This is a genomic window from Metabacillus sp. 84, assembly GCF_050107715.1.
Classification (GTDB): Bacteria; Bacillota; Bacilli; order Bacillales; family Bacillaceae; genus Metabacillus_B.
In genome coordinates, this window is record NZ_JBNILN010000007.1 from 1 (window position 1) to 22,596 (window position 22,596).

Genomic DNA, 22,596 nt, shown 5'->3' on the forward strand with positions numbered 1-22,596 from the left:
AATGAGATGCCCCTGTCTTGAAGGCTGTTCAAAACAGAAATGGACTGCGAACGTTTAGTCATTCAAGAATCCCACCCGTCACACCGTAAGGTGTAGGGCTTGCGGCTTTAGCCGTGGGAGTCTCAAACAGAATATATGGTTAAGAAATTTTTCTCGGATAAAAGCGTCAGTCTCCCTCCGATTGGAAAAAGCCTGAAAAGATTGTTTTAACACCGGCTGGCCCGCTAATGGAAGTCATCGTTCCAAAGCGGTCCGGCCTTTTTTAGATTTTGTTAAACGAGGCTTATTTTCTGCTGAAGCCGTTGTATACCCGGGGAAGGACTGCCTCATCAGCGCCTGCTGGATCAACCTGTCCCGCTGCAGGGCCTCCGTTCATGTACAGGTGGAAAAACACCAGGAATCTCAGCCTGATAGGATGAGAACTTAAAATTTGTAAATTTAGGAAAGATTCTGTCTTTTTTCGTGTTAAAATAGAATTATGAAAAAAGGGGAGGCAATAAGGGATGTTTTTAACATGGATTGGAATGCTGCTGCTTGCAGTCCTGATCTTCATGATTATTCGTGTCAGTACTGCACCTCAAAAGAAACTGGCGCTTGGAGGCGCTGCCGTATTAGCTGTTATCTTCGTCATGATCGGTCAAAGTGGCGGAGGCCAGTCTGCGGCTGTGTCTGAAAAGACAGAGGAAGGAGCAGGTCCGGCTTCTGAAGAGAAATTTCAGCTGCTGGAGGAAAAGGTAAGCAAGCTTGAGGCAGAACGGGATGAGAAAGCAAAAGAAGCCGATCAGCTGAAGGATGAGCTCGCGGAAGCGGATGCAAGCAGGGAAGCAGAGATAGAGACCGCTGTTAGCAGCGCAAAGGAAGAAATGGAAAAAGCACATGAAGAAGAAATGAAAGAAGTGCTGGATACAGCTTTCAAAAATTCTTCTGAAAAAGCAGCGCCTGTTCAGGCGGAAGATGATATATCCGGGGAACCGGAAACACCTTCCAACAAGCCTTCAGAGTATGACCCGTTTGGTCCTGATTTGGACTGTGGGGATTTTGCAGCTCAAGAAGATGCTCAAACCGTATATGAAGCAGCTGGAGGACCAGAAAAGGATCCTCATGATTTAGACAGGGATAATGACGGGATTGCATGCGATGCAAACTGAATCCTTTCACGATTTTTAGGAGGAAAGTCTGTTTCCATCTTGTTAGAATGGTTTTCTTTTAATATAATATATTTAGAATTTTTTTAAAATATAATGAATGACTATTCATTCATTGTTAGGGGTGGGAGAATGAATGTAAGTTCACGGTTAACAGAAACAGCTGGCCAATATGGGGATAAGCCAGCCTATTATTTTGAGGGACAGGCTGTATCTTATGCACAGCTTGATGGGATGGTGACCCGATTTGCGGCGAACCTCCAGTCGATGGGGATACAAAAAGGAGATCATGTAGCTCTGCTGCTGGGGAATTCTCCTTATTTTGTGATTGGAATGTATGGGGCTCTGAGGGCAGGGGCGACCGTTATCCCGGTCAATCCAATCTATACACCTGCAGAAATTGGGTACATTTTAGGCAATGGAGATGTTAAAGGGGTCATTGCTCTCGATTTGCTTATCCCAATGTTTGAGCAGATGGATGCACAGCTACCTGCACTTGAACATCTGATTGTCTGCGACACACCGCCATCTGAAAAGAAACGGGATTTTAACGCAGAGGAATCAGGCATCAGCTCTAAAATGAAATCGTTTACAGCTATGCTGTCAGCTGATGATTCCTTCCAAAGACCAGAGCTCAGCGACGAAGATACCGCCGTGATCCTTTATACATCCGGAACAACAGGAAAACCGAAGGGTGCTATGCTTACACATAAAAATATTTACAGCAATGCCTCAGATGTCGGGGCCTATTTAAAAATGAATAACAGTGACAAAGTCATCGCTACCCTGCCGATGTTCCATGTTTTCTGCCTGACTGTATCTTTAAATGCTCCGCTTATGAGCGGTGCTTCGCTGATAATCGTGCCGAAATTCAGTCCAAAAGAAGTTTTCCGGCTCATCAAAGAGTATGAGGCAACTGTGTTCGCGGGTGTTCCGACGATGTATAACTTTATGCTTCAGCATGAGGGCGGCACTCAGGAAGATGCAGCTTCATTAAGGCTTTGCATCTCAGGAGGCGCTTCAATGCCGGTTGCGCTGCTGAAAGGGTTTGAGCAAAAATTCAAAGTCGTCATCTCTGAAGGGTATGGACTATCCGAGGCTTCCCCTGTTACGTGCTTTAATCCTCTTGACCGGCCAAGAAAGGCTGGTTCGATTGGCATGAACATCCTGAATGTTGAAAACAGGGTCGTGAATGAGCTTGGAGAGGAGGTTCAGCCCAATCAGGTAGGCGAATTAATTGTAAAAGGGCCAAACGTTATGAAAGGCTATTACAAAATGCCTGAGGAAACAGCCCATACAATCCGGGGCGGCTGGCTCTATACAGGTGACCTTGCGAGAAGGGACGAGGAAGGCTACTTCTACATAGTAGACCGCAAAAAAGATCTGATCATCGTCGGGGGGTATAACGTGTATCCCCGTGAAGTAGAGGAAGTGTATTACAGCCATCCGGATATTAAGGAAGCGGCGGTTCTTGGCATTCCGGATCCCGAGCAGGGTGAAGCAGTCATATGCTATGTTGTAACAGATAATCAGGCTTTAACAGAAGAATCGTTAAAAGAATATGGCAGAGGACAGCTGGCTAAATACAAAGTGCCGTCCTTCATCGAGTTTTTAGATGAGCTCCCTAAAAACACAACGGGAAAAATTCTCCGCCGGGCATTGAAGGAACAAGTAGCGGAAAGATCGCGGCAATGAGCCTCATTCTCATTACAAAGGAAAACCGGACAGCTCTCATAACAATTAACCGGCCGGATGTCCTAAACTGCCTAAGCTACCAAACGCTCCTTGAGCTGGAAGAGGCGGTGGGAGAAATCCGTATTGACCATAGCATCCGCACCGTCATCGTCAGAGGAGCGGGAGAAAAATCCTTCAGTGCCGGAGCGGACCTTAAAGAAAGAAGGTCCCTGACAGATGAACAGGTCAAGCGGAATCTGCTCAAAATGGGCGAAGTGCTGACCAGCTTGGAACAGCTGCCCCAGCCAGTGATTGCCGCAATCAATGGATTTGCATTTGGAGGCGGACTGGAGCTTGCTTTGGCCTGTGACTTCCGCATAATGGCTGCTCATACGCAAATCGGACTGACAGAAACAAGTCTCGGAATCATTCCGGGGGCAGGCGGGACACAGCGTCTGCCGAGGCTAATCGGTGCATCAAAAGCACTCGAGCTCATTGTAAAAGCTAAGAAGCTTAGTGCAGAGGAAGCTCTTTCATACGGGATCGTGAACGAAGCCGTTCCAGCTGAAAAGCTGATGGTAACCTGCCAAATATGGGCTGAAGCGATTACCGGCAATGCACCAATCGCTGTACAGCAAGCAAAATTTGCCGTCAGCAATGGAATGAACACAAATTTGCAAACAGGACTGCAAATCGAACGCAAAGCCTATGAAATCACCATCCCTACAGAAGACCGCCTTGAAGCTCTTCATGCTTTCAGCGAGAAGCGAAAACCTGAGTTTAAGGGAAGATGACTGGTTTTGGTTTAGGGGTCTCAGCTCACCTGATTTTTTAACAGGGCAGCAGTAATTGGAGCAAATGGGAGCAGGGTGCTGGACGCGGCCCTGTTTTTGGATAGTCTCTACTCGCTGTATGGGATTGTCTGCAGGGGACAGATGGGTGATTCCCGGCAACGCAGCTCCAGGCGTATATTTTCCAAGTCATATAACGCCAGGGCTCCGTACGCACCGCCTTTTTAAGTGTATGGTTTCCATTTTTCTGAAAGTCCCCTGTACTTAATAATTGATTTAGTCTTTTCCAAGACGTGAGTAGGCATCCTTGAACGCTATTTAAGGGATGCCTTTCACGTCTCTATTTTTACCCTCTTTTCCTGTGACGCCCGGGCAAAGTCTGCTGCCGGCAGTCCCTCTTTGTTAAACTATTTACAGGAGGAACAATTGAACGGAGCTCTGTTTCATATACTCGGGAGACAGGCTTATAAAAACGATGCTTGTTAGGAGGAGATCTGATGCAGCCAGCCGCTGCGGTTGAGAGAAAGTCTTCGTTTTCAGAAGGGTTGCAGGCAGGAATCAGCATTGCAGTTGGATACATGCCGGTAGCTCTCGCTTTTGGACTGATTGCCAAATCGACCGGCTTATCGATTGCGGAGGCGGTCATGATGAGTCTGTTTGTTTTTGCCGGTGCCGCCCAGTACATATCCCTGAACCTGATCGCTGCTGGAACCGGAGCCTTTGAAATTGTTTTAACCACATTTATTATGAATATCCGGCACTTCCTGATGGCAGCTTCATTGAACGAAAGGGCTGAAGAAGAGCGTCCCTGGATAAAAGCGCTGTACGCCTTTGGCATTACCGATGAGACCTTTTCTGTTGCTTCGGTAAAGCCCGGTACCCTCTCCTCGTCCTACCTGTTTGGCCTGATTTTTATTTCCTACTCCAGCTGGGTCGCGTTTAGCGGGATTGGACATTGGGCAGGGCAGCTGCTTCCTTTGTTACTACAGGAAAGCATGTCGATTGCCCTGTATGCCCTGTTCATTGGCCTTCTCGTTCCCTCCCTGAAAGCCTGTCGGAAAGTTATGGTGCTTGCAGTCTCCGCTGCCGTGCTGAATTCATTTTTTGTACTTTCCGGTTTATTTTCAGCTGGCTGGGCGATTGTACTATCCACTCTCATTTCATCCATCGGCATTGAGGTCATCTGGAGGAAAAAGGAGGTTTCAACTGATGAATGAATCCATGATCCTTCTGATATTGGCCATGGGGATCGTTACGTATATTCCAAGAGTTGTGCCTTTCCTTGTTTTCAGGGGTTCGGTATTGCCCGTTTTTTGGCAAAATGTCCTTAAAAATGTGCCGTATGCTATTTTGGGTGCCTTGATTGTTCCCGCTGTATTTATGACAGAAGGTGGTTTTGCTTTTGGTGCTGCAGGAGCAGCTGCTGCGTTTGCTGCCGCATACCTGGGGTGGAATGTCATTTTCGTTGTTTTGTGCTCGATTCTTGCAGTGATGGGTTATGGATTCTTTTTCGGCTGAACGGTTCTATTCGAGCGGTGTTTATCTTAAACTAGTACAAAGAGGGCTTGGTTATTGAGGGGGAAGGCAGCATGCGCAGGTGGCTTACAGCAGCGGTACTGGGGTATTTTCTGTACGGCCTTTTTATTTATTGGTACTTATTTATGATGTCAGACGGGACGCTTCCTCCGCATCTGGAAGGGACTCCTGCTGATCCGAAAACGTTTATGACCGGAAGGGAGCTTATCCTTTCAGAGGAGTACTCCCGGATAAAGGACTTTCTCTTTTTTGTCACAGCGCCATTTGAATGGTTCTTGTTTTTAGTGATGCTTATTACCGGGCTCGCAGTTAAATTTCAAAAATGGGCAGAAGGAACCGTCCGTTTTTTTGCTTTACACACAGCTGTCTTCTGGTTCTGGGTTTCTCTAGTGGTTACGGCATGCTCACTCCCGGTTGAGTATATCGGCTATTCGTTATCCAAGCAGTATCATATTTCCACCCAGACCTTCTCCAGCTGGATGAAGGATCAGCTGATTGATTTCTGGACGAATTATGCCATTATGGTTCTCGTCATCACCGTACTCGTTTTTCTGATCCGTAAATTTCAGAAACGATGGTGGCTCGCAGCCTGGGCGCTTTCGGTGCCATTTACACTGTTTCTTATGTTTTTGCAGCCGGTTGTATTGGATCCTCTATACAATGATTTTTATCCGTTAAAAAACAAGGAGCTGGAAACGAAAATTCTTGAAATAGCGAAGCGGGCGGATATCCCTGCCGAGCACGTGTATGAAGTGAACATGTCTGAGAAAACGAATGCAATGAATGCCTATGTGACAGGCATCGGCTCCAATTCGAGGATTGTTCTGTGGGATACCACCCTTCAAAAGCTTAATGATAAAGAAATTCTGTTTATTATGGCACATGAAATGGGCCACTATGTGATGAAGCATATTTATATAGGAATCGGCGGCTATCTCCTCCTGTCGCTAGTTGGACTGTATGCTGTCCAAAAGCTGATGGATTGGATCATCCATATAAGAGGAAAAAGGCTCGGCCTTGAATCCTCCCGGCAGCTGGCAGCCCTGCCGCTTTTCTTTTTGCTGATCGGCGTGCTCTCCTTTGCATCCAGTCCGCTGACCAATTGGGTGTCCCGCATCCAGGAAAAATCAGCTGACATGTATGCCATTGAAATGACCAGTGACAAAGACTCCGCTGTTAAAACCTTTCAGGAGCTTAGCAGGAGCGGATTGAGCCGGGTGAACCCTCCGGAGCTTGTGAAGCAATTCAGGTATACCCACCCAACGATGGCTGAAAGGATTATGTATATGGAAGACCTTGAAACAAGAGGAAATTAATAATGATCAAAAACGCTTAGACAGCCGTTTAGGCGTTTTTTGGTGGTTTTTGCCGAAAGAAAAAGGATTTAAAGGATGAAAGGAAGAAAGTAGTAGATGGCGGTGCTTGAGAGGAGTACAGGTGGGAGCTGAGCGAATCAAACTAGGAGGAATACATAATGAAGGTTGTCCAGCTTGGAAAAGAGTGGTTTAAGGAAGCGACAAAGCTGTCTGAATATGCGTTTATTTACAAGGTGCCGGAAGCGGATCTTGAAGAAAATTACAGGAATATGGAAAAGCATCACCAGGTATTCGGAATCATCGAGAAAGAAAAGCTGGCAGCGAAATTTCATTTTCTTACTCATGAGGTTTATTTTGGCCGGGAGAAATTAAAGATGGGCGGTCTCGCCGGTGTTGCCACTTATCCAGAGTACAGAAGACAAGGACACGTGAGGGAAATGCTTTCGTTTGTCCTTGAAAAAATGAAAAAGGAGAACATGACCGTTTCCATGCTTCATCCGTTTAATGTCTCCTTTTACAGAAAGTACGGCTGGGAGCTGTTCAGCAGCCGCCAGAAGACAACGGTGCCTGCCAGTGACTTTAAAATCCAGCGGCAGGTGAGCGGAACGATTAAGCGCTTCGATAAAGAAACACATAACGAAGACATTGAGCGAATCTATGACCAATTCGCTTCCAATTTTACAGGGATGCTTGTCCGTGACCGGGAATGGTGGATGCGCGCCATTTACGATGAAGAAACCACCGCAGTCTACTACGACGAAACAGGACAGCCGCAAGGATATATTCTATATCAGTTTAAGGATAAAAAGCTGATGGTTGATGAATTTGTTCCGCTGAATACAGAGGCGAGGCACGGACTTTGGAATTTTATTTGCCAGCACGATTCCATGGTAACAGAAGCGGTCATGGATACGCATGAAGGTGAACCGCTCTTCTTCCTTCTGCCGGAGCCCAGGCTCAAATCCGAACGCAAGCCCTACTTTATGGCACGGATTATTGACGCAGAGGCCTTTTTGGAAGCCTATGAGTTTCTTAAAGGTGCAGAGGTGCTCATCCATGTGACCGATCCGCATGCTGAATGGAATAACGGTTCCTACTTGATTAGCAAAGACGGAACAGCCAAAAGGCTGTCAGATCAAGAGGCGCTGGAGTCAGATAGAAAAGGGGTGGACCTGTCCATCAATAGTCTTGCTGCCATTCTATTTGGCTATAAGTCTCCTTCTGCGCTTGCACAGCTGGGCCTTGCCGAGGGAGACGCGGAAGAAATCCGGCAGCTGGAGCGGACCTTGCCGGAACATACCCCTTATTTTTACGATTTCTTTTAATATTTTTGTGAAAGAAAAATATATTTGCACAAAATTCACTGGAGGGCGCTTCTTCCCTGCAAACAGCAAAAACACCTGGGGACGGGAATCGCCATGATTGAGGGGGAGTAATCATGCTGCACGGTCATTCGGTTTATCTCCGGTTTTTCACCCTGGAGGACGCTCCTGAAAGACTGCGTCTGCAGGCTGAAAACCGAAACTTTTTTGAACAGTATTCCATGGAGCGGAAGGACAGCTTTTATACGCTCGAAGGACAGCGGAAAATAATTGAACAGCAGATTCACGGCCGGGAAAACGATGAGGAGTATCACTTTGGAATCTACACGAAGGAACATCAGCTGATTGGGACCATCAATTTGTTTTTTGTGGCCCGTGGAGCCATCCAAAGCGGATTTATCGGCTATTTTCTTGATGAGAGGCATAACGGTAAAGGATATACGACAGAGGCAGTAAAGCAAATGGTGCAGTATGGATTTGAAGAGCTGAAGCTTCACCGGATAGAAGCGGGCGTCATGCCCCGTAATGCTGCTTCGATCAAGGTGCTGCTCAAAGCGGGCTTCCATAAAGAAGGCCTTGCAAGAAAAAATGTGAAAATCAACGGCCGCTGGGAGGATCATGAGCTGCTGGCGATCATTAACCCTGCTGATTGACATGAGGTCTAGAAAAGCAGCTGACAGATTCTTTCCGTCAGCTGTTTTTTTTGCATTGAACGTTTCGAGAGTTTTATAGGGAGGGGCTATTTTTAGGAAAGGCAAGGAAGCTGTTAGCTATCTCAGACAGTTGGGAGAGTTCAACAGCTCCATTTTGTGCATTTTCTGAAAATTCGAGGATATTTTCAAAAAAAGTGTTTCTTTTTTGAATCAACTGTTATATATTAATCTTAGATTTACTAATCTGTATTATAACAATTTAGAGAGGTGATTATGTGGCAACGGAAACAGCGGGCATACGTGTTAAAGGAGAATGGAATGACCGATACCGGGAGGTGCTTTCACCTGAAGCACTTTCTTTTATCGGGAAGCTGGAGGAAAGATTTGGACCTGTGCGCAAGGCATTGCTTGAAAAAAGAAAAGAACGCCAAAATCAGATCAGCCATCACGGAATTCTTCCGGATTTTTTAAAGGAAACAGAGGATATTCGCAATGGAACATGGACAATCGCTCCGCTCCCTGCTGATTTGCAGGATAGGAGGGTTGAGATCACAGGGCCTGTTGACCGGAAAATGATCATTAATGCCCTTAACTCGGGTGCAAAGGTTTTTATGGCCGATTTTGAGGATGCCACTTCACCCGTATGGAAAAACCTGATGGAAGGGCAGCTGAATCTAAGGGATGCAGTGAAAAGAACCATTCATCTTGAGCAGCCGGACGGAAAGGTGTATAAGCTTAACAGCAATCCTGCCGTGCTGAAGGTCCGGCCTCGTGGCTGGCACCTGGAGGAAAAGAATGTGCTGCTGAATGAAAAACGAATTTCAGGGAGTCTTTTTGATTTCGGCCTTTATTTTTTCCATAACGCGAGACAGCTGATTGAAAACGGCACCGGACCTTATTTTTATTTGCCAAAGCTTGAGAGTCATGAGGAGGCAAGGCTTTGGAATGATGTTTTCGTTTTTGCGCAGGAGGAATTGGGAATTCCGCAGGGGACGATTAAGGCAACCGTTTTAATTGAAACCTTGCCTGCGGCGTTTGAAATGGATGAAATTCTATATGAATTAAAAGAGCACTCTGCAGGGTTAAACTGTGGCAGATGGGATTACATTTTCAGCTATTTGAAAAAGCTTCGCAGCCGGGAGAACGTTATCCTCCCAGACCGTGCGCAGGTGACGATGACCACGCCGTTTATGAGAGCCTACTCATTGCTTGCCATTAAAACGTGCCATAAACGCAAGGCCCCGGCAATGGGTGGAATGGCGGCCCAGATCCCGATTAAAAATAATCCGGAAGCCAATGAAACAGCTATGAACAAGGTCAAGGCGGACAAACTCCGTGAAGCGAGTGATGGCCATGACGGAACGTGGGTTGCCCATCCGGCCCTCGTCCCAATTGCCATGGAAGTGTTTGATGACTATATGCCGGAGTCAAATCAGCTTTCCAAACAGCTGGACTCCGTGCACGTCACCGCAGCTGATTTGCTCGAGGTTCCAGAAGGCACCATTACTGAGCAGGGGCTCAGAATGAACATTGAAGTGGGCATCCGTTATCTTGCCTCCTGGCTTAGCGGAAGGGGGGCCGCGCCTATTCATCACCTGATGGAGGATGCGGCGACGGCTGAAATTTCCAGAGCGCAGGTTTGGCAATGGATCCGCCATGAACGAGGGGTGCTGGCGGACGGAAGACCGGTAACGCCAGAGCTGTACGAACAGCTGAAGAAAGAAGAGACGGCAAAAATCGCAGACGAATTGGGAGATTCGTTTTATGCGAAGCTGAAGTTCCCTGAAGCCGCTGATTTATTTGATCAGTTGGTAAAAGCGGACGAATTTATTGATTTTCTGACACTGCCAAGCTACGAAAAAATTTAATGAAAGCAAAGGGGATGCGAAAAATGGGGAGAAATGAACGGATTCAGCAGCTGAATGAACAATGGGAAATGGATAAACGATGGGAAGGTGTAACACGCACCTATACAGCAGAAGAAGTAATCAGACTGCGCGGATCTTTGGATATTGAGCATACACTGGCAAGGCGCGGCTCTGAAAAACTATGGAATCTTCTTCACACAGAGGATTACTTGCACGCTCTTGGCGCTCTTACTGGCAATCAGGCGGTTCAGCAAGTCAAAGCGGGACTGAAAGCCATTTATTTGAGCGGCTGGCAGGTGGCGGCAGACGCCAACCTTTGGGGACATATGTATCCGGATCAGAGTCTATACCCTGCAAACAGTGTGCCAAGCGTTGTCAAACGGATCAATCAGGCGCTGCAGCGTGCAGATCAGATTCAATTCCTGGAGGAAGAAGGAGACATTGACTGGTTTGCCCCAATCGTAGCGGATGCAGAAGCAGGATTTGGCGGTCAGCTGAACGTATTTGAACTGATGAAAGGCATGATCGAAGCGGGGGCTGCAGCAGTTCACTTTGAAGATCAGCTTTCCTCTGAAAAAAAATGCGGCCATCTTGGCGGAAAAGTGCTGCTCCCTACTCAGACAGCTGTGAAGAACCTAATTTCTGCAAGACTTGCAGCGGATGTAATGGGCGTCCCGACATTAATCATAGCCCGCACAGATGCGGATGCAGCGGACCTGATAACAAGTGATGTCGATCCTGCCGATCATCCGTTCATCACTGGAGAGCGCACACCTGAAGGATTTTACCGTACGAAGTCCGGAATTGATCAGGCGATTGCACGCGGCCTTGCATACGCTCCCTTCGCTGACCTCGTCTGGTGTGAAACGAGCGAGCCGAACCTGGAGCAGGCTCAAGCCTTTGCTGATGCCATCCATGCGCAGTACCCGGGCAAGCTGCTCGCCTACAACTGCTCGCCTTCCTTCAATTGGAAAAAGAAGCTGGATGAAAAAACCATTGCAGCGTTTCAGCGGGAAATCGGCAAAATGGGCTACAAATTCCAGTTCGTAACACTCGCGGGCTTCCATGCATTGAACCACAGCATGTTTGAGCTGGCACGCAAATACAGAGATCATGGCATGGCGGCCTACTCCGAGCTGCAGCAGGCTGAGTTCGGCAGTGAGCAGTACGGCTACACCGCAACCCGCCATCAGCGTGAAGTCGGAACCGGCTACTTTGATGAAGTGTCCCAAACGGTGAGCGGCGGAACATCCTCAACAACTGCTTTGAAAGGGTCAACAGAAGCCGAGCAGTTCACGTCAGAAACCTCACGGGTATGAGTAAAAGGCGGGCCGGATGGGGCCCGCCTTTTCTGCCGTCCTGCACCAGCCGAAAAAAGCCGCAGGCCACAAAGAGCGTACACAAGTGTCGAATACGATCGGGATATTGTCGATTGCGATCGGGATACTGTCGAATACGATCGGGATTCTGTCGAATATCAGCCATTAGCGGAAAAGCAGGGCCAAACCCAGTCAACACTTCAACCTGAGCCGTTGAAAGCAATAAAAAGCCAATCCGGGGAGGATTGGCTTCGTTATTTTAGACAGTGAACCACGTCAGCATATTGCTTGGACAAATCCATAAACAGCGGTTTGTTTCTTTGGTCAAGTGCATCGTTGATCTGAGATTCGAGGAGCGCCATTTTTCGTTTCAGTCCTGCTTCGTCCAGAATCATTTGAATGTAGATGTCCAGCATAGTCGCGGCTTCTGCTTCAACCTTCATATTGTGGCGGGACTTCATAAGCTCTGCATACGATTTTTTGTTTTTCATAGGATCACCCCTGATGCCTTTTTTTTATTATATGGACTGAGGGAGAGAAAATCAACTAAATATTTATAATTTTTAGATAATTTAACCTACAGGGTATATTTCCGGTGGACAAGCATAGGAAAAAAGGCAATTTCAGACGGTTATTTGTTAAAACATTACATTTTTATTTGCTTTCTGTAAATTTGTAGAAACTCAGTGAGAAGGCATGGTAAATTTTTCTTGGTTAAATATACCTAACAAATTTGAGGTGATTGTAGCATGGAGAAAATCAGTCAGTATGAAGCGAATCGTTTAACAATGGCCATTGTAAGCAGTCCGGAGAACGGAGGCTTGACTTCCTGCGTATTAGAAGTGGAAAAAGAGTATGAGGTTTCCATGAAGCCCCTTGATATAGTGGATAGAAGCTGCCGTTATTTCGGCTCCAGCTACCAGGGCAGAAAAACGGGCACAAAAGATACCATCGGAATCACGCATAAGCCCCCGATAGTGGTAGATGCCGGAAACGCTATTTACCTGTTCCCGACCGCCGCTTCATCAAGACCCCAATGCTCGTGGATTTCCCACCAGTACATTGAAGATTATTCCTCTACAGGCGATGCGGAAACGATTGTGACCTTTTCGAACCGAAAATCGCTTGTTCTCCCGGTTTCCATTCACTCCTTTGAAAACCAGCTTTACAGAACCGCGCAGCTCCGGACCGTCATCACTTCACGCGTTGAAAATGAAAAGCGGATCTTCACCCAGCTTTTATACAGCAGAAGTCCGGGTGAAACGTTTCATGCTTAAACCTTGATTAAATACTCCTGCAGCAGCTCGCATACTTTGTTCCGGATTCTCGGGTTAAAGTAGCTGTGCTGCTCCTCATACCCCTGATACAGGAAGGAGTACATGGTGAAGGCTTCATCATGCTTGATTTTGCTGACTTTTATTTTTTGGCGGTGCAATTCGCGCTTTACCTGCTGAAGATCCTTTTGGGCAAGCTTAAGGGACTCTTCAATAAGATGGAGATACGGCTGTTTCAGTTTAAATGGACTCTTTTCCACAACGGAGAGATCGCGGTTCAGGATTGAGATGGTCATAGGCAGGTAGATGGCTTGGTCGATGATGTCTCTCACTTCTTCGGGTATTCTTGTCATAGTTCACGGCCTCGCTTTATCCTCTGTTTTTTTCCTCTTTGACAGGCATTGCGCCGCCTGGTGCGGATTTTCCATACAGAGAAGGTCTTTCTTAAGTATAGAACGTTTGTTCGTAACTTATTCTATTCCGATTTAAAAAATTTTTCAAGAGGGATTTGTTTTCCAGCACCTGCTTATTTAAGTTTTTCCCGAAAAACGGTAAAATAAGAGGATACCTCATATTGTTAAGGAGTTCGGGATGGACCTGCATGCGTTTTTTGATTCGTTTACGCTCGAAAACATGATGAAGCTATTTGAACAGTATCGCTCATTCGGTCCCCTTCTTGGAGTGGCCTTGCCGCTTTTAGAAGCGTTTCTGCCCTTTTTGCCGCTAGTGGTTTTCATTGTAGCCAATGTGAACTCATTTGGGCTCGGGCTTGGTTTTTTTCTGTCCTGGATCGGGGCTTCTGCAGGGGCATTTATCGTGTTTCTGCTTGTAAGAAAATACGGACAGAAGCGGTTTATGCGGTTTTTAAGCAGGCATAAAGGAATCAAAAAGATGGTGGACTGGGTGGAAGAGAAAGGGTTTGGGCCCTTGTTCATTCTGCTTTGCTTTCCATTTACTCCATCGGCTGCAGTGAATGTGGTGGCAGGCCTGTCGAGAATCAGCATTTGGAATTTTTTGCTGGCGGTTTTTACGGGAAAGCTCGTCATGATTTTTATTGTGAGCTACGTTGGGCAGGATTTACACGCCATGTTTACAAATCCGGTTAAGTCATTGACCGCTGCAGGCGTGCTGATCCTCATGTGGATTGTCGGCAAAATTCTTGAAAAGAGACTCAATGCGAAAATGAAGCAAAAATTGGACAGGGAGTAAAGCTCGGAACTTATGAGTCCGGGTTTTTTCTTTCCCGCAGCGGCCCGGCAGCCTGCTTAAAAAAGAATAGGGCGAATGCTCCAAAAAAGAGGCTGAATCCGGCAGTCAGGGCTTTAAACGGAAAATGATAAGCCAGAATCGGGCCTGCTGAAGCACCCGCCAGAAGAATAAAGGAGTAAAAGGAAATCGCGGAGGCACGGCTGTCCCCCGCAAGTTCTCCAATCCTGGTAATAAGAGCGGGAAGCAACATGGCCATAGAGGCGGTTAACCATATTGAAAGCAGCGTTGCCACAGGCAGATAAGGAAGCAGGGCGGCTGCAGCGAGAACAGCAGAAAGGGCAGCGACTGACCCGGTCAATGCCGATTTGATGCCGATTCTCCTCATGATGGGACCGCTCCAAAAGGAAAGAAGGGCCCCTGCAAGTCCCGCTGTACGGCTTAAAAAGAGAATCTCATCGCCTGCATCTGAGAAATACCGGCTGAACGAATCGTAAAAGGCTGCAAAGGCCATCAGCAGACTAAACGTAAGTACATAGCATGGGAAAAGATCCGAACGGAAAAGAACCGATAAATCAAGAGCATCTCCCGAAGCACGTCGTTTGGAGGCCGGAAGGAGCAGCGCTGCCGTTAGGGCTATGATTGAAAAAGCAGCGCAGAAAAACCAGAATACGGCCTGCCATCCGAAGAACTGAGTGAGAAGCGAGCTTATCATCTGGCCGGCGACACCGGCTAAAAGAAACCCGCCGTTGATCAAGGAGATAAGATGAGTTCTGACTTCCTCTGTAAATGTCTCAAAGCAGTAGGAGTAGGCAACTGGCGCAAAGCTTGCCAGAAAAAATCCCTGCAGCCCCCTTATCATCTGGAAGGAAGCGGGAGACTGCGAGCCTGTCAGCAAATAGGCAAGTACAGCGCAGATAAGCAGCCCGGCCGCCATCGTCCTCCTTCGTCCGAAAAGACTTGAAACAGGGCCGAAGCAGAGCAGTCCGATCGAATAAAAAAAGGTAAAAAGAGAGGCGCTCCACACAATCTCCTCGGGACTCCCGCGAAGCCCCGCAGCTACTTCAGCGTAAATAGGGATAAGCAAATACAGGTTGCTTGCAGCGGCGGCAGCGGCAAGCAGGAAGAACGCGGCAATCCGGCCTGATGCGTTCACTGGCATCCCCCCATCTCTGTTACACTATATGCAGCAGATTCTGTCCGGTTTTCCACCAGATGAAATCGAACGTGTATTCGTATATAATATAAAGAAACGACTAAGGCCAGAGGAGGCAAATGGAATGACAATCCGGTTTTTGGCAGGCCGTTCAGGCAGCGGCAAAACCACGATGGTTCTGAATGAAATCAGGGAAAAGTTGATGGAACGGCCTGATGGACCGCCGATTATTTTTCTAGTCCCTGATCAAATGACGTTCGCAATGGAATATGAACTGGCTGGAACCCCTGGTCTGAGCGGAATGATCAGGGCGCAGGTTTTCAGCTTTTCACGTCTCAGTTTAAGGATTCTTCAGGAAACATCCGGAGCGGCCAAGCAGATGATCACGTCTTCGGGCGTGCAGATGATGCTTAGGAAAATCATTGAAGAGGAAAAGCAGAATTTTAACGTATATGGCAAAGCCAGTGATAAAGCCGGCTTTATTCAGCATGTGGAAACGATGCTGACTGAATTTAAACGGTATAACCTGGATCCTGATGGGCTGATTGGGAGCATCCGTTCCATCCAGCAGCATATGGATGAAAAAGAAAGAGTGCTGTCAGGAAAGCTTGAGGACCTGCATATCATTTACGGGCGGCTTGAGGAAGCCCTTGCAGAGAGGTACGTGGATTCTGAGGATACACTGAGGATGCTTACAGAACGAATTGAAGAATCTGCCTATCTGGAAAAGGCGGAAGTTTACATAGACGGATTTCATCAATTTACGCCAATGGAGAGGGAGGCAGTAAAGAGCCTGGCTGCCAAGGCGGAACGGGTAACGCTTACGATAACAGCAGACAAGCTGTTTGACCGGCATTTGCCGCATGAGCTTCATCTTTTCAGAATGACGGGGATGACATATGCGGATTTTAAAAGGATGGCAGAGGAGCTTCATATTGAAATAGAAGAACCCGTTCTGCTGAAAGAACTCCCGAGATTCGCATACTCTCCTTCGCTTGAGCATTTAGAGCAGAATTACGATACAAGGCCTTCGGTGCCCTTTAAGGGAGCCGCAGATGTCTCGATATGCCAGGCGGCAAGCCACCGTGCGGAGGTGGAGGGAATTGCGCGCCGGATTCATTATCTTGTCCGGAAAAAAGGGATCCGCTACCGGGAAGTGGCAATTTTGCTGCGAAACCCCTCCAGCTACCAGGATTTAATCGAACAGGTTTTTACAGATTACGGGATTCCATTTTTCATAGACCAGAAGCACTCCATGCTCCATCATCCTCTCATAGAGCTGATCCGCTCTGCTGTAGAGGCGGTGACTGGAAGCTTTAGATATGAAGCTGTTTTCCGGGCCGTCAAAACGGATCTTCTTTTTCCGGAGGGATCAGACCGGCAGCTGTACCGTGAAAAAATGGATTTTCTCGAAAACTATGTGCTTGCCTACGGAATCAATGGATCAAGGTGGACCTCAGATAAGAGGTGGACTTACAGAAGGTTCCGTTCATTAGAAGGCGGCAATGCTGTAACAGATGAAGAATTGGAGAAAGAAGAGCAGATTAACGAACTGAAACATATGGTATCCGAGCCGCTCAAAGGACTGGCCGACGGTCTCAGGAAAGCAAAAACTGGAGTGGGAAAAGCTTCTGCACTTTACATGTTTCTTGAGAATTTGAACATTCCGGCGAAGCTTGAGCAGCTGCGGGAAGAGGCAGAAGGCGGCGGCCGGCTTATTGAGGGACGCGAGCATGCGCAAGTATGGGACGCTGTTATGGGGCTGCTGGATGAATTTGCAGAAATGATCGGGGAGCAGTGCGTATCAGCCGAACAGTTTGCCGACATGATGGATACAGGTCTCGAAAGCCTCAAGTTTTCCCTCGTCCCTCCAGCAATGGATCAGGTTTTGATTGGAGATATGGAGCGTTCACGTTTCTATGGGCTGAAGTATACATTTGCGGCCGGGGTGAATGATGGAGTGATACCTGCAAAACCGGTGGAAGACGGCATCCTGTCAGATGAAGACAGGGAACTTCTGGAACGAAACGGTGTTGCTATGGCACCTTCTGCAAGACAGCAGCTTCTGGATGAAAACTTTGTTATTTATATGGCGCTTGTCAGCGGATCAGAGCATCTCTTTGTCTCCTACCCGGCTGCAGATCCAGAAGGGAAAACCCTGCTTCCGTCTATGATGGTCAGCAGGCTGGAGGAGCTGTTCCCGAAGGCTTCCAGGGAGTGGTTGGTCAATGAACCTGAATCGCTGCCGGAAGAGGAGCAGCTCACGTTTATGCCGAACGAATCCATCGCGCTTACCTATTTAAGCGCCCAGCTTCAAACATGGAAAAAACAATACCCGGTGCATGACAGCTGGTGGGACGCCTACAACTATCTCATAGAGAATGATCCAAGCGGCAGCGCAGCGATGGTGGTCAGCAGTTTATTCTACGAAAACCGAGCGAAGCCTCTGAAGCCGGACGTAACAAAAGAGCTTTACGGCGGGCACATTCTCGGCAGTGTCTCAAGGATGGAGCAGTTCAGAAGCTGTCCTTTTTCACACTTCGCAAGCCACGGATTAAAGCTGAAGGAAAGGGAGCAGTTCAGGCTTGAAGCGCCGGATGTAGGACAGCTGTTCCATTCGGCTTTAAAGATGATCTCAGACCGGATCACGGAATTAAAGGTGCCATGGCGGGATTTGACAAAAGAGCAGTGCAAAAGCTTGTCAAATGAAGCTGTAACCCGTCTTGCACCAATGCTTCAAAAGGAAGTGCTCCTCAGCTCCAGCCGCCATCAATATTTAAAGCGGAAGCTTGAAAAAATCATTGCGAGGGCAGCAGGCGCCATAGCGGAACAGGCAAAGCTTTCTCTGTTTGCGCCAATCGGCCTCGAGCTCGGCTTCGGAAAAGGCGGGCCGCTCCCGCCGATGAGATTCAAGCTTGAAAACGGCTATACAATGGAGCTGACCGGGAGGATTGACCGGGTCGATTCCGCTGAGAGCTCCCAGGGGCTCCTTTTGCGGATTGTTGACTACAAGTCAAGTGACCGGGGCCTAAACCTGAGCGAGGTCTATTACGGCATTGCTCTGCAGATGCTTACGTATCTGGATGTCATTATCTCGTATTCCAAGTCGTGGCTTGGTGTTGAAGCAAGCCCGGCCGGCGTTCTGTATTTCCATGTTCATGATCCAATGATCCAGACCGGCTCTCCGCTTTCCCTCGATGATCTGGAGGAGGAGGTTTTTAAGAAATATAAAATGAAGGGCCTTCTTCTCGGAGAAGAAGAAGCCATCCAGCTGATGGATCAGACGCTCGAGAGCGGAGCCTCTTCCAGCATCATATCCGCGGGATTTAAGAAAAGCGGCGGATTCAGTGCTTCTTCAGCCATTGCCAGCAGCGAAGAATTCGGCCTGCTTCGGAGTCATGTCCGAAACGAATTTAAAAAAATCGGCACAGAGATAACGAATGGAACGACTGAAATCAGCCCTTACCGAATGAAGGATAAAGTGCCTTGCACATTTTGTCCTTATAAAGGAGTCTGTCAATTTGACCAGTCTCTCAAGGATAATGAATACCGGATGCTGCCCGATGAAAAGAACGAACAGGTTCTGCAGCGCTTAAAGGAGGAGGGCGTTTATCATGACTAATCACATACCGAAGCCCGCAGAGAGCCAGTGGACGGATGATCAATGGTCGGCCATTGCCTCCTCCGGCCGGGATATTCTTGTAGCGGCTGCAGCAGGTTCAGGGAAAACAGCTGTATTGGTAGAGCGGATGATCCGGAAAATTACAAGCAGAGATAACCCGGCCGATGTGGACCGGCTCCTTGTCGTAACCTTTACTAACGCATCCGCTGCCGAAATGAAAAACCGGATAGGGGAAGCGCTGGAACAGGCCCTAAAAAGCAACCCGGCCTCTCTGCATTTAAGAAGGCAGCTCAGCCTTTTGAACAGAGCATCCATTTCGACCCTGCACTCTTTCTGCTTGAACATGATCCGGAAATATTACTATATGATTGACCTCGATCCGGGCTTCCGGATCGCTGATCAGACTGAGGGGGCGCTCCTGATGGATGAAGTCCTGGATGATCTGTTTGAAGAGGAGTATGGGAAAGAGGACAATGAACCATTTTTCGACCTCGCCGACCGCTATTCCTCTGACAGGAGTGATTTAGCCCTGCAGGACTTGATTCGGACTCTCTATGATTTTTCAAGATCCAATCCGAATCCGGATGCATGGCTTGACCGGCTTCCTCAGCTTTATGATGTGAACGAAGATTCCAGATTGGAAGAGCAGCCGTATTTTCCGGTAATCAGAGAAGACATTGCCATCAGCACAGGTTTGGCTAAAGAGCGGCTTGAAGAGGCGATGAGACTCATCAGAATGCCTGGGGGACCTGCACCGAGAGCGGACGATGTATCGGATTATCTGGACCAGGTAAACAGGCTCCTGGAAAAGGAAGGTACGTGGGACGAACTCTCAGAAGGATTTCAGGCCCTAAAACCTAAGCGCGCGAAACCCGTCAAAGGGGACGAATATGATCCTGCCCTGACGGAGGAAGTGAAGGCGTTAAGAGAGAGCGCCAAAAAGCACCTGGATAAAGTCAAAGAAGACTGGTTCCAGAGGGATATCCGCCGTTCCATGAAGGATTTGGGGGATTTGAAGCCGGTAATGGAGACACTCGTTCAGTTTGTAAAAAAGTTCGGGGCCAATTTTCAGAAAAAGAAAAAAGAAAAAGGGCTTGTGGATTATTCAGATCTTGAACATTTATGCCTCTCCATTCTGTCTGTAGAAGACGAAGCTGGCCGTCTTCTGCCCGGTGAGCCTGCGCTTGCCTGCCGCCGGCAATTCACGGAAGTGATGGTGGATGAATACCAGGACACCAACCTGGTGCAGGAGGCCATTCTCCAGCTCGTGAAAAAAGAGACAGAAGAAACCGGGAATTTATTTATGGTAGGGGATGTGAAACAATCCATCTACCGCTTCCGCCTGGCAGAGCCGATGCTGTTTTTGGCGAAATATAAAAGATTTATGCCGGTTCCAGAGCTTACAGGCCAGAGAATTGATTTAAATAAGAACTTCCGGAGCCGTTCAGAAGTATTGGATGGCACAAATTTTCTTTTCAAACAGCTCATGGGTGAAAAGGTGGGAGAGATCGATTACGACCAGCAGGCTGAACTGAAGCTTGGTGCCTCATATCCTGAAAGCAGCGGTATGAAAACTGAGCTTTTGCTTGCGGACAGAAGCGGGCTGGATGATACGGAAGAAACAGAGGCAGCAGGCATTCCTAATGAGCCGGAGGCTGAAACGGTTCAGCTTGAATCAAGGCTGATTGCTAGAAAAATCCGTGAGCTGACGGACAGCCGGTTTCAGGTTTATGACCGGAAAAAAGGCGGGACGAGGAACATCATGTACCGGGATATTGTGATCCTGCTGCGCTCAATGCCCTGGGCCCCTCAAATGATCGAAGAGCTTAAAAAGCAGGGCATTCCCGTTTATGCCAATCTTTCAGGCGGGTATTTTGAAGCAACAGAAGTGAACATCATGATGTCACTGCTTAAGGTGATTGATAACCCGTCACAGGATATTCCGCTTGCCTCTGTCCTGCGGTCGCCAATCGTCGGACTCAGCGAGACGGAGATGGCAGCCATTCGGACCTACGACAAAAAAGGCACCTATTACGAAGCGTGCAAAGCGGCCATGCAGCACGCGATAGCCTCCGATCAGCCGCTTGCAGAAAAGCTGAACCGCTTTTTCAGCCGCTTGCATGAGTGGAGGAGCGATGCAAGAAAAGGATCGGTGTCTGATCTGGTTTGGAAAATATACAGAGAGAGCAAATATTTTGATTTTGCAGGCGGCATGCCTGGAGGGAAACAGCGCCAGGCGAACCTCCGCGCCCTTTATGACCGTGCCCGCCAATATGAAGCAACCTCCTTCCGCGGATTATTCAGGTTCCTGCGGTTTATTGAAAGAATGCAGGAACGCGGGGATGATCTAGGGGCTGCCAGAGCTCTTGGAGAGCAAGAGGATGTCGTCCGGATTATGACGATTCACAGCAGCAAAGGACTTGAATTTCCGGTTGTCTTTACGGCAGGACTTGCAAGGCAATTTAATATGATGGACATGAATAAAAGCTTTCTTCTCGATAAGCATCTGGGCTTCGGCACGAAATATATTCATCCTGAACTGCGCTTCAGCTATCCGACCCTCCCGCTGCTTGCGATGAAGAAGAAACTGAAGATTGAATTGCTGTCAGAGGAGCTGAGAGTCCTGTATGTAGCGTTAACAAGGGCGAAGGAAAAATTGTATCTGATCGGAACGGTCAAGGACAGAGCAAAAGCACTACAAAATTGGAAGAGAGCACTTCTCAAGGAGGACTGGCTGCTGCCTGATGGAGACCGGCTGCAGGCAAAATCCTATCTGGACTGGATTGGACCTGCTCTTGTCCGCCACCGCGATTCACATGAGCTCCATGAGGGAGAGGCAGGCATGAATGAGCTTTCAAGCCACTCGTCTGCATGGAAAGTGCAATTTGTCCATCAGAGCGAACTGACTGAATCCGGTTCAGAGCGGGAGGATATGGAAGCGGAAATCTTAAAAGCCCTTTCCGAAAACCGTCCAGTTCCTGTCATATCCGGATGGAGAGAAGCGGTTGAGAAGGAACTGACCTGGTCGTATCCTTATGCCGCTGCGTCCAGGCAGCGGTCGAAGCAGTCCGTATCAGAGATTAAAAGACAGCAAGCCTATAAGGACGAATATGCAGAGCATATACCAGGCGGGAGAAGAAACCAAAGCATCAGCTATGAGCGGCCAAAGTTTCTGCAGCAGAAAGTGCTGACGGCAGCGGAACGCGGAACGGCCATGCATGCCGTTATGCAGCATATTTCCCTGGAAGCCCCCGTTTCACGTGAAGACGTTCTTCAAACTGCTGAAGACATGAAAATCAGGGAGCTGCTGACAGAAGAACAGGCAAATGCTGTAGATCCAGATGCGATTGCTGCCTTTTTTTCCTCGGAAATCGGGAAAACCATGCTCTCAGCTAAAAGGATCCTAAGAGAAGTGCCTTTCAGCTATGCCCGGGCACCAGAGCAAGAAGCTGTCCCGGATAACGTGCTTGTACAAGGGGTCATTGACTGTCTTTTTGAAGATGAAGAAGGCTTAACGATCGTCGATTTCAAAACCGATGCGATAAAAGGAAGGTTTCCAGGGGGCTTTGCGGATGCGGAGAGTACAATGAGAGACCGTTACGAAATTCAGCTCAGGCTTTACAGCGAAGCGATAGAAGCGATATATAGAAGACCGGTCATTAGAAGAGTGCTGTTTTTCTTTGATACCGGCAGTATTTTGGACGTGTAAAAGGA

General features: G+C 48.0%; 18 protein-coding genes. 15 read left to right on the top strand and 3 right to left on the bottom strand.

All coding sequences use genetic code 11. The annotated features are described in order from the left end of the window. Positions 1 to 503: 503 nt before the first annotated feature. The 11 genes from ACQCV8_RS13230 (at position 504) to ACQCV8_RS13280 (ending at position 11,793) form a co-directional block, all read left to right on the top strand. Positions 504 to 1,148, top strand: coding sequence for a hypothetical protein (locus ACQCV8_RS13230; protein ID WP_426845120.1), 645 nt, complete (start codon positions 504 to 506; stop codon positions 1,146 to 1,148). 129 nt (positions 1,149 to 1,277) lie between these two features. Continuing rightward, a complete protein-coding gene (locus ACQCV8_RS13235; RefSeq protein ID WP_426845121.1) occupies positions 1,278 to 2,840 on the top strand; it encodes a fatty acid--CoA ligase family protein in 1,563 nt (520 codons plus the stop codon). Then, the gene (locus ACQCV8_RS13240) at positions 2,837 to 3,613 is read left to right on the top strand and encodes an enoyl-CoA hydratase-related protein (protein WP_426845122.1); all 777 of its coding nucleotides are present in this window, start codon (positions 2,837 to 2,839) and stop codon (positions 3,611 to 3,613) included. The genes ACQCV8_RS13235 and ACQCV8_RS13240 overlap by 4 nt, the downstream gene beginning before the upstream one ends. A 494-nt stretch (positions 3,614 to 4,107) precedes the next feature. Continuing rightward, on the top strand, positions 4,108 to 4,827 hold the full coding sequence (locus ACQCV8_RS13245; RefSeq protein WP_426845123.1) for an AzlC family ABC transporter permease: 720 nt from the start codon (positions 4,108 to 4,110) through the stop codon (positions 4,825 to 4,827). Further along, on the top strand, positions 4,820 to 5,128 hold the full coding sequence (locus tag ACQCV8_RS13250; RefSeq protein WP_426845124.1) for an AzlD domain-containing protein: 309 nt from the start codon (positions 4,820 to 4,822) through the stop codon (positions 5,126 to 5,128). The genes ACQCV8_RS13245 and ACQCV8_RS13250 overlap by 8 nt, the downstream gene beginning before the upstream one ends. Positions 5,129 to 5,199: 71 nt before the next feature. Beyond that, positions 5,200 to 6,462 carry a M48 family metallopeptidase gene (locus ACQCV8_RS13255; protein WP_426845125.1) on the top strand — a complete coding sequence of 421 codons (1,263 nt, stop codon included), beginning with the start codon at positions 5,200 to 5,202 and terminating at the stop codon, positions 6,460 to 6,462. 158 nt (positions 6,463 to 6,620) lie between these two features. Continuing rightward, on the top strand, positions 6,621 to 7,787 hold the full coding sequence (locus ACQCV8_RS13260) for a GNAT family N-acetyltransferase (RefSeq protein WP_426845126.1): 1,167 nt from the start codon (positions 6,621 to 6,623) through the stop codon (positions 7,785 to 7,787). Between the two features lie 113 nt (positions 7,788 to 7,900). Further along, complete coding sequence (locus tag ACQCV8_RS13265; protein ID WP_426845127.1) at positions 7,901 to 8,437, top strand: GNAT family N-acetyltransferase; 537 nt, start codon at positions 7,901 to 7,903, stop codon at positions 8,435 to 8,437. 275 nt (positions 8,438 to 8,712) lie between these two features. Continuing rightward, on the top strand, positions 8,713 to 10,305 hold the full coding sequence (gene aceB / locus ACQCV8_RS13270; RefSeq protein ID WP_426845128.1) for a malate synthase A: 1,593 nt from the start codon (positions 8,713 to 8,715) through the stop codon (positions 10,303 to 10,305). Between the two features lie 23 nt (positions 10,306 to 10,328). After that, entirely contained in the window at positions 10,329 to 11,624 is a 1,296-nt protein-coding gene (gene aceA / locus ACQCV8_RS13275) for an isocitrate lyase (RefSeq protein WP_426845129.1), read from the top strand. Positions 11,625 to 11,640: 16 nt separating this feature from the next. Next, a complete protein-coding gene (locus ACQCV8_RS13280) occupies positions 11,641 to 11,793 on the top strand; it encodes a hypothetical protein (protein ID WP_426845130.1) in 153 nt (50 codons plus the stop codon). Between the two features lie 85 nt (positions 11,794 to 11,878). On the opposite strand, the gene ACQCV8_RS13285 is transcribed toward ACQCV8_RS13280, so the two are convergent. Further along, a complete protein-coding gene (locus ACQCV8_RS13285) occupies positions 11,879 to 12,115 on the bottom strand; it encodes an IDEAL domain-containing protein (RefSeq protein ID WP_426845131.1) in 237 nt (78 codons plus the stop codon). 258 nt (positions 12,116 to 12,373) lie between these two features. On the opposite strand from ACQCV8_RS13285, the gene ACQCV8_RS13290 reads away from it, so the two are divergent. Beyond that, complete coding sequence (locus ACQCV8_RS13290) at positions 12,374 to 12,901, top strand: competence protein ComK (protein WP_426845132.1); 528 nt, start codon at positions 12,374 to 12,376, stop codon at positions 12,899 to 12,901. On the opposite strand, the gene ACQCV8_RS13295 is transcribed toward ACQCV8_RS13290, so the two are convergent. Beyond that, complete coding sequence (locus ACQCV8_RS13295) at positions 12,898 to 13,251, bottom strand: hypothetical protein (protein ID WP_426845133.1); 354 nt, start codon at positions 13,249 to 13,251, stop codon at positions 12,898 to 12,900. The two genes, ACQCV8_RS13290 and ACQCV8_RS13295, sit on opposite strands and share 4 nt — an antisense overlap. Positions 13,252 to 13,489: 238 nt before the next feature. Here ACQCV8_RS13295 and ACQCV8_RS13300 point away from each other — a divergent pair, with 238 nt between their 5' ends. Further along, on the top strand, positions 13,490 to 14,107 hold the full coding sequence (locus ACQCV8_RS13300) for a TVP38/TMEM64 family protein (protein WP_426845134.1): 618 nt from the start codon (positions 13,490 to 13,492) through the stop codon (positions 14,105 to 14,107). A 10-nt stretch (positions 14,108 to 14,117) separates the two neighbouring features. Here ACQCV8_RS13300 and ACQCV8_RS13305 read toward each other — a convergent pair whose 3' ends face one another. Beyond that, entirely contained in the window at positions 14,118 to 15,260 is a 1,143-nt protein-coding gene (locus ACQCV8_RS13305) for an MFS transporter (protein ID WP_426845135.1), read from the bottom strand. Positions 15,261 to 15,384: 124 nt separating this feature from the next. Here ACQCV8_RS13305 and addB point away from each other — a divergent pair, with 124 nt between their 5' ends. Beyond that, positions 15,385 to 18,882 carry a helicase-exonuclease AddAB subunit AddB gene (gene addB, locus ACQCV8_RS13310; RefSeq protein WP_426845136.1) on the top strand — a complete coding sequence of 1,166 codons (3,498 nt, stop codon included), beginning with the start codon at positions 15,385 to 15,387 and terminating at the stop codon, positions 18,880 to 18,882. Then, positions 18,875 to 22,591: a helicase-exonuclease AddAB subunit AddA gene (gene addA / locus ACQCV8_RS13315; protein WP_426845137.1), complete on the top strand. Its 3,717-nt coding sequence runs from the start codon at positions 18,875 to 18,877 to the stop codon at positions 22,589 to 22,591. The genes addB and addA overlap by 8 nt, the downstream gene beginning before the upstream one ends. The last annotated feature ends 5 nt before the right edge of the window (positions 22,592 to 22,596 follow it).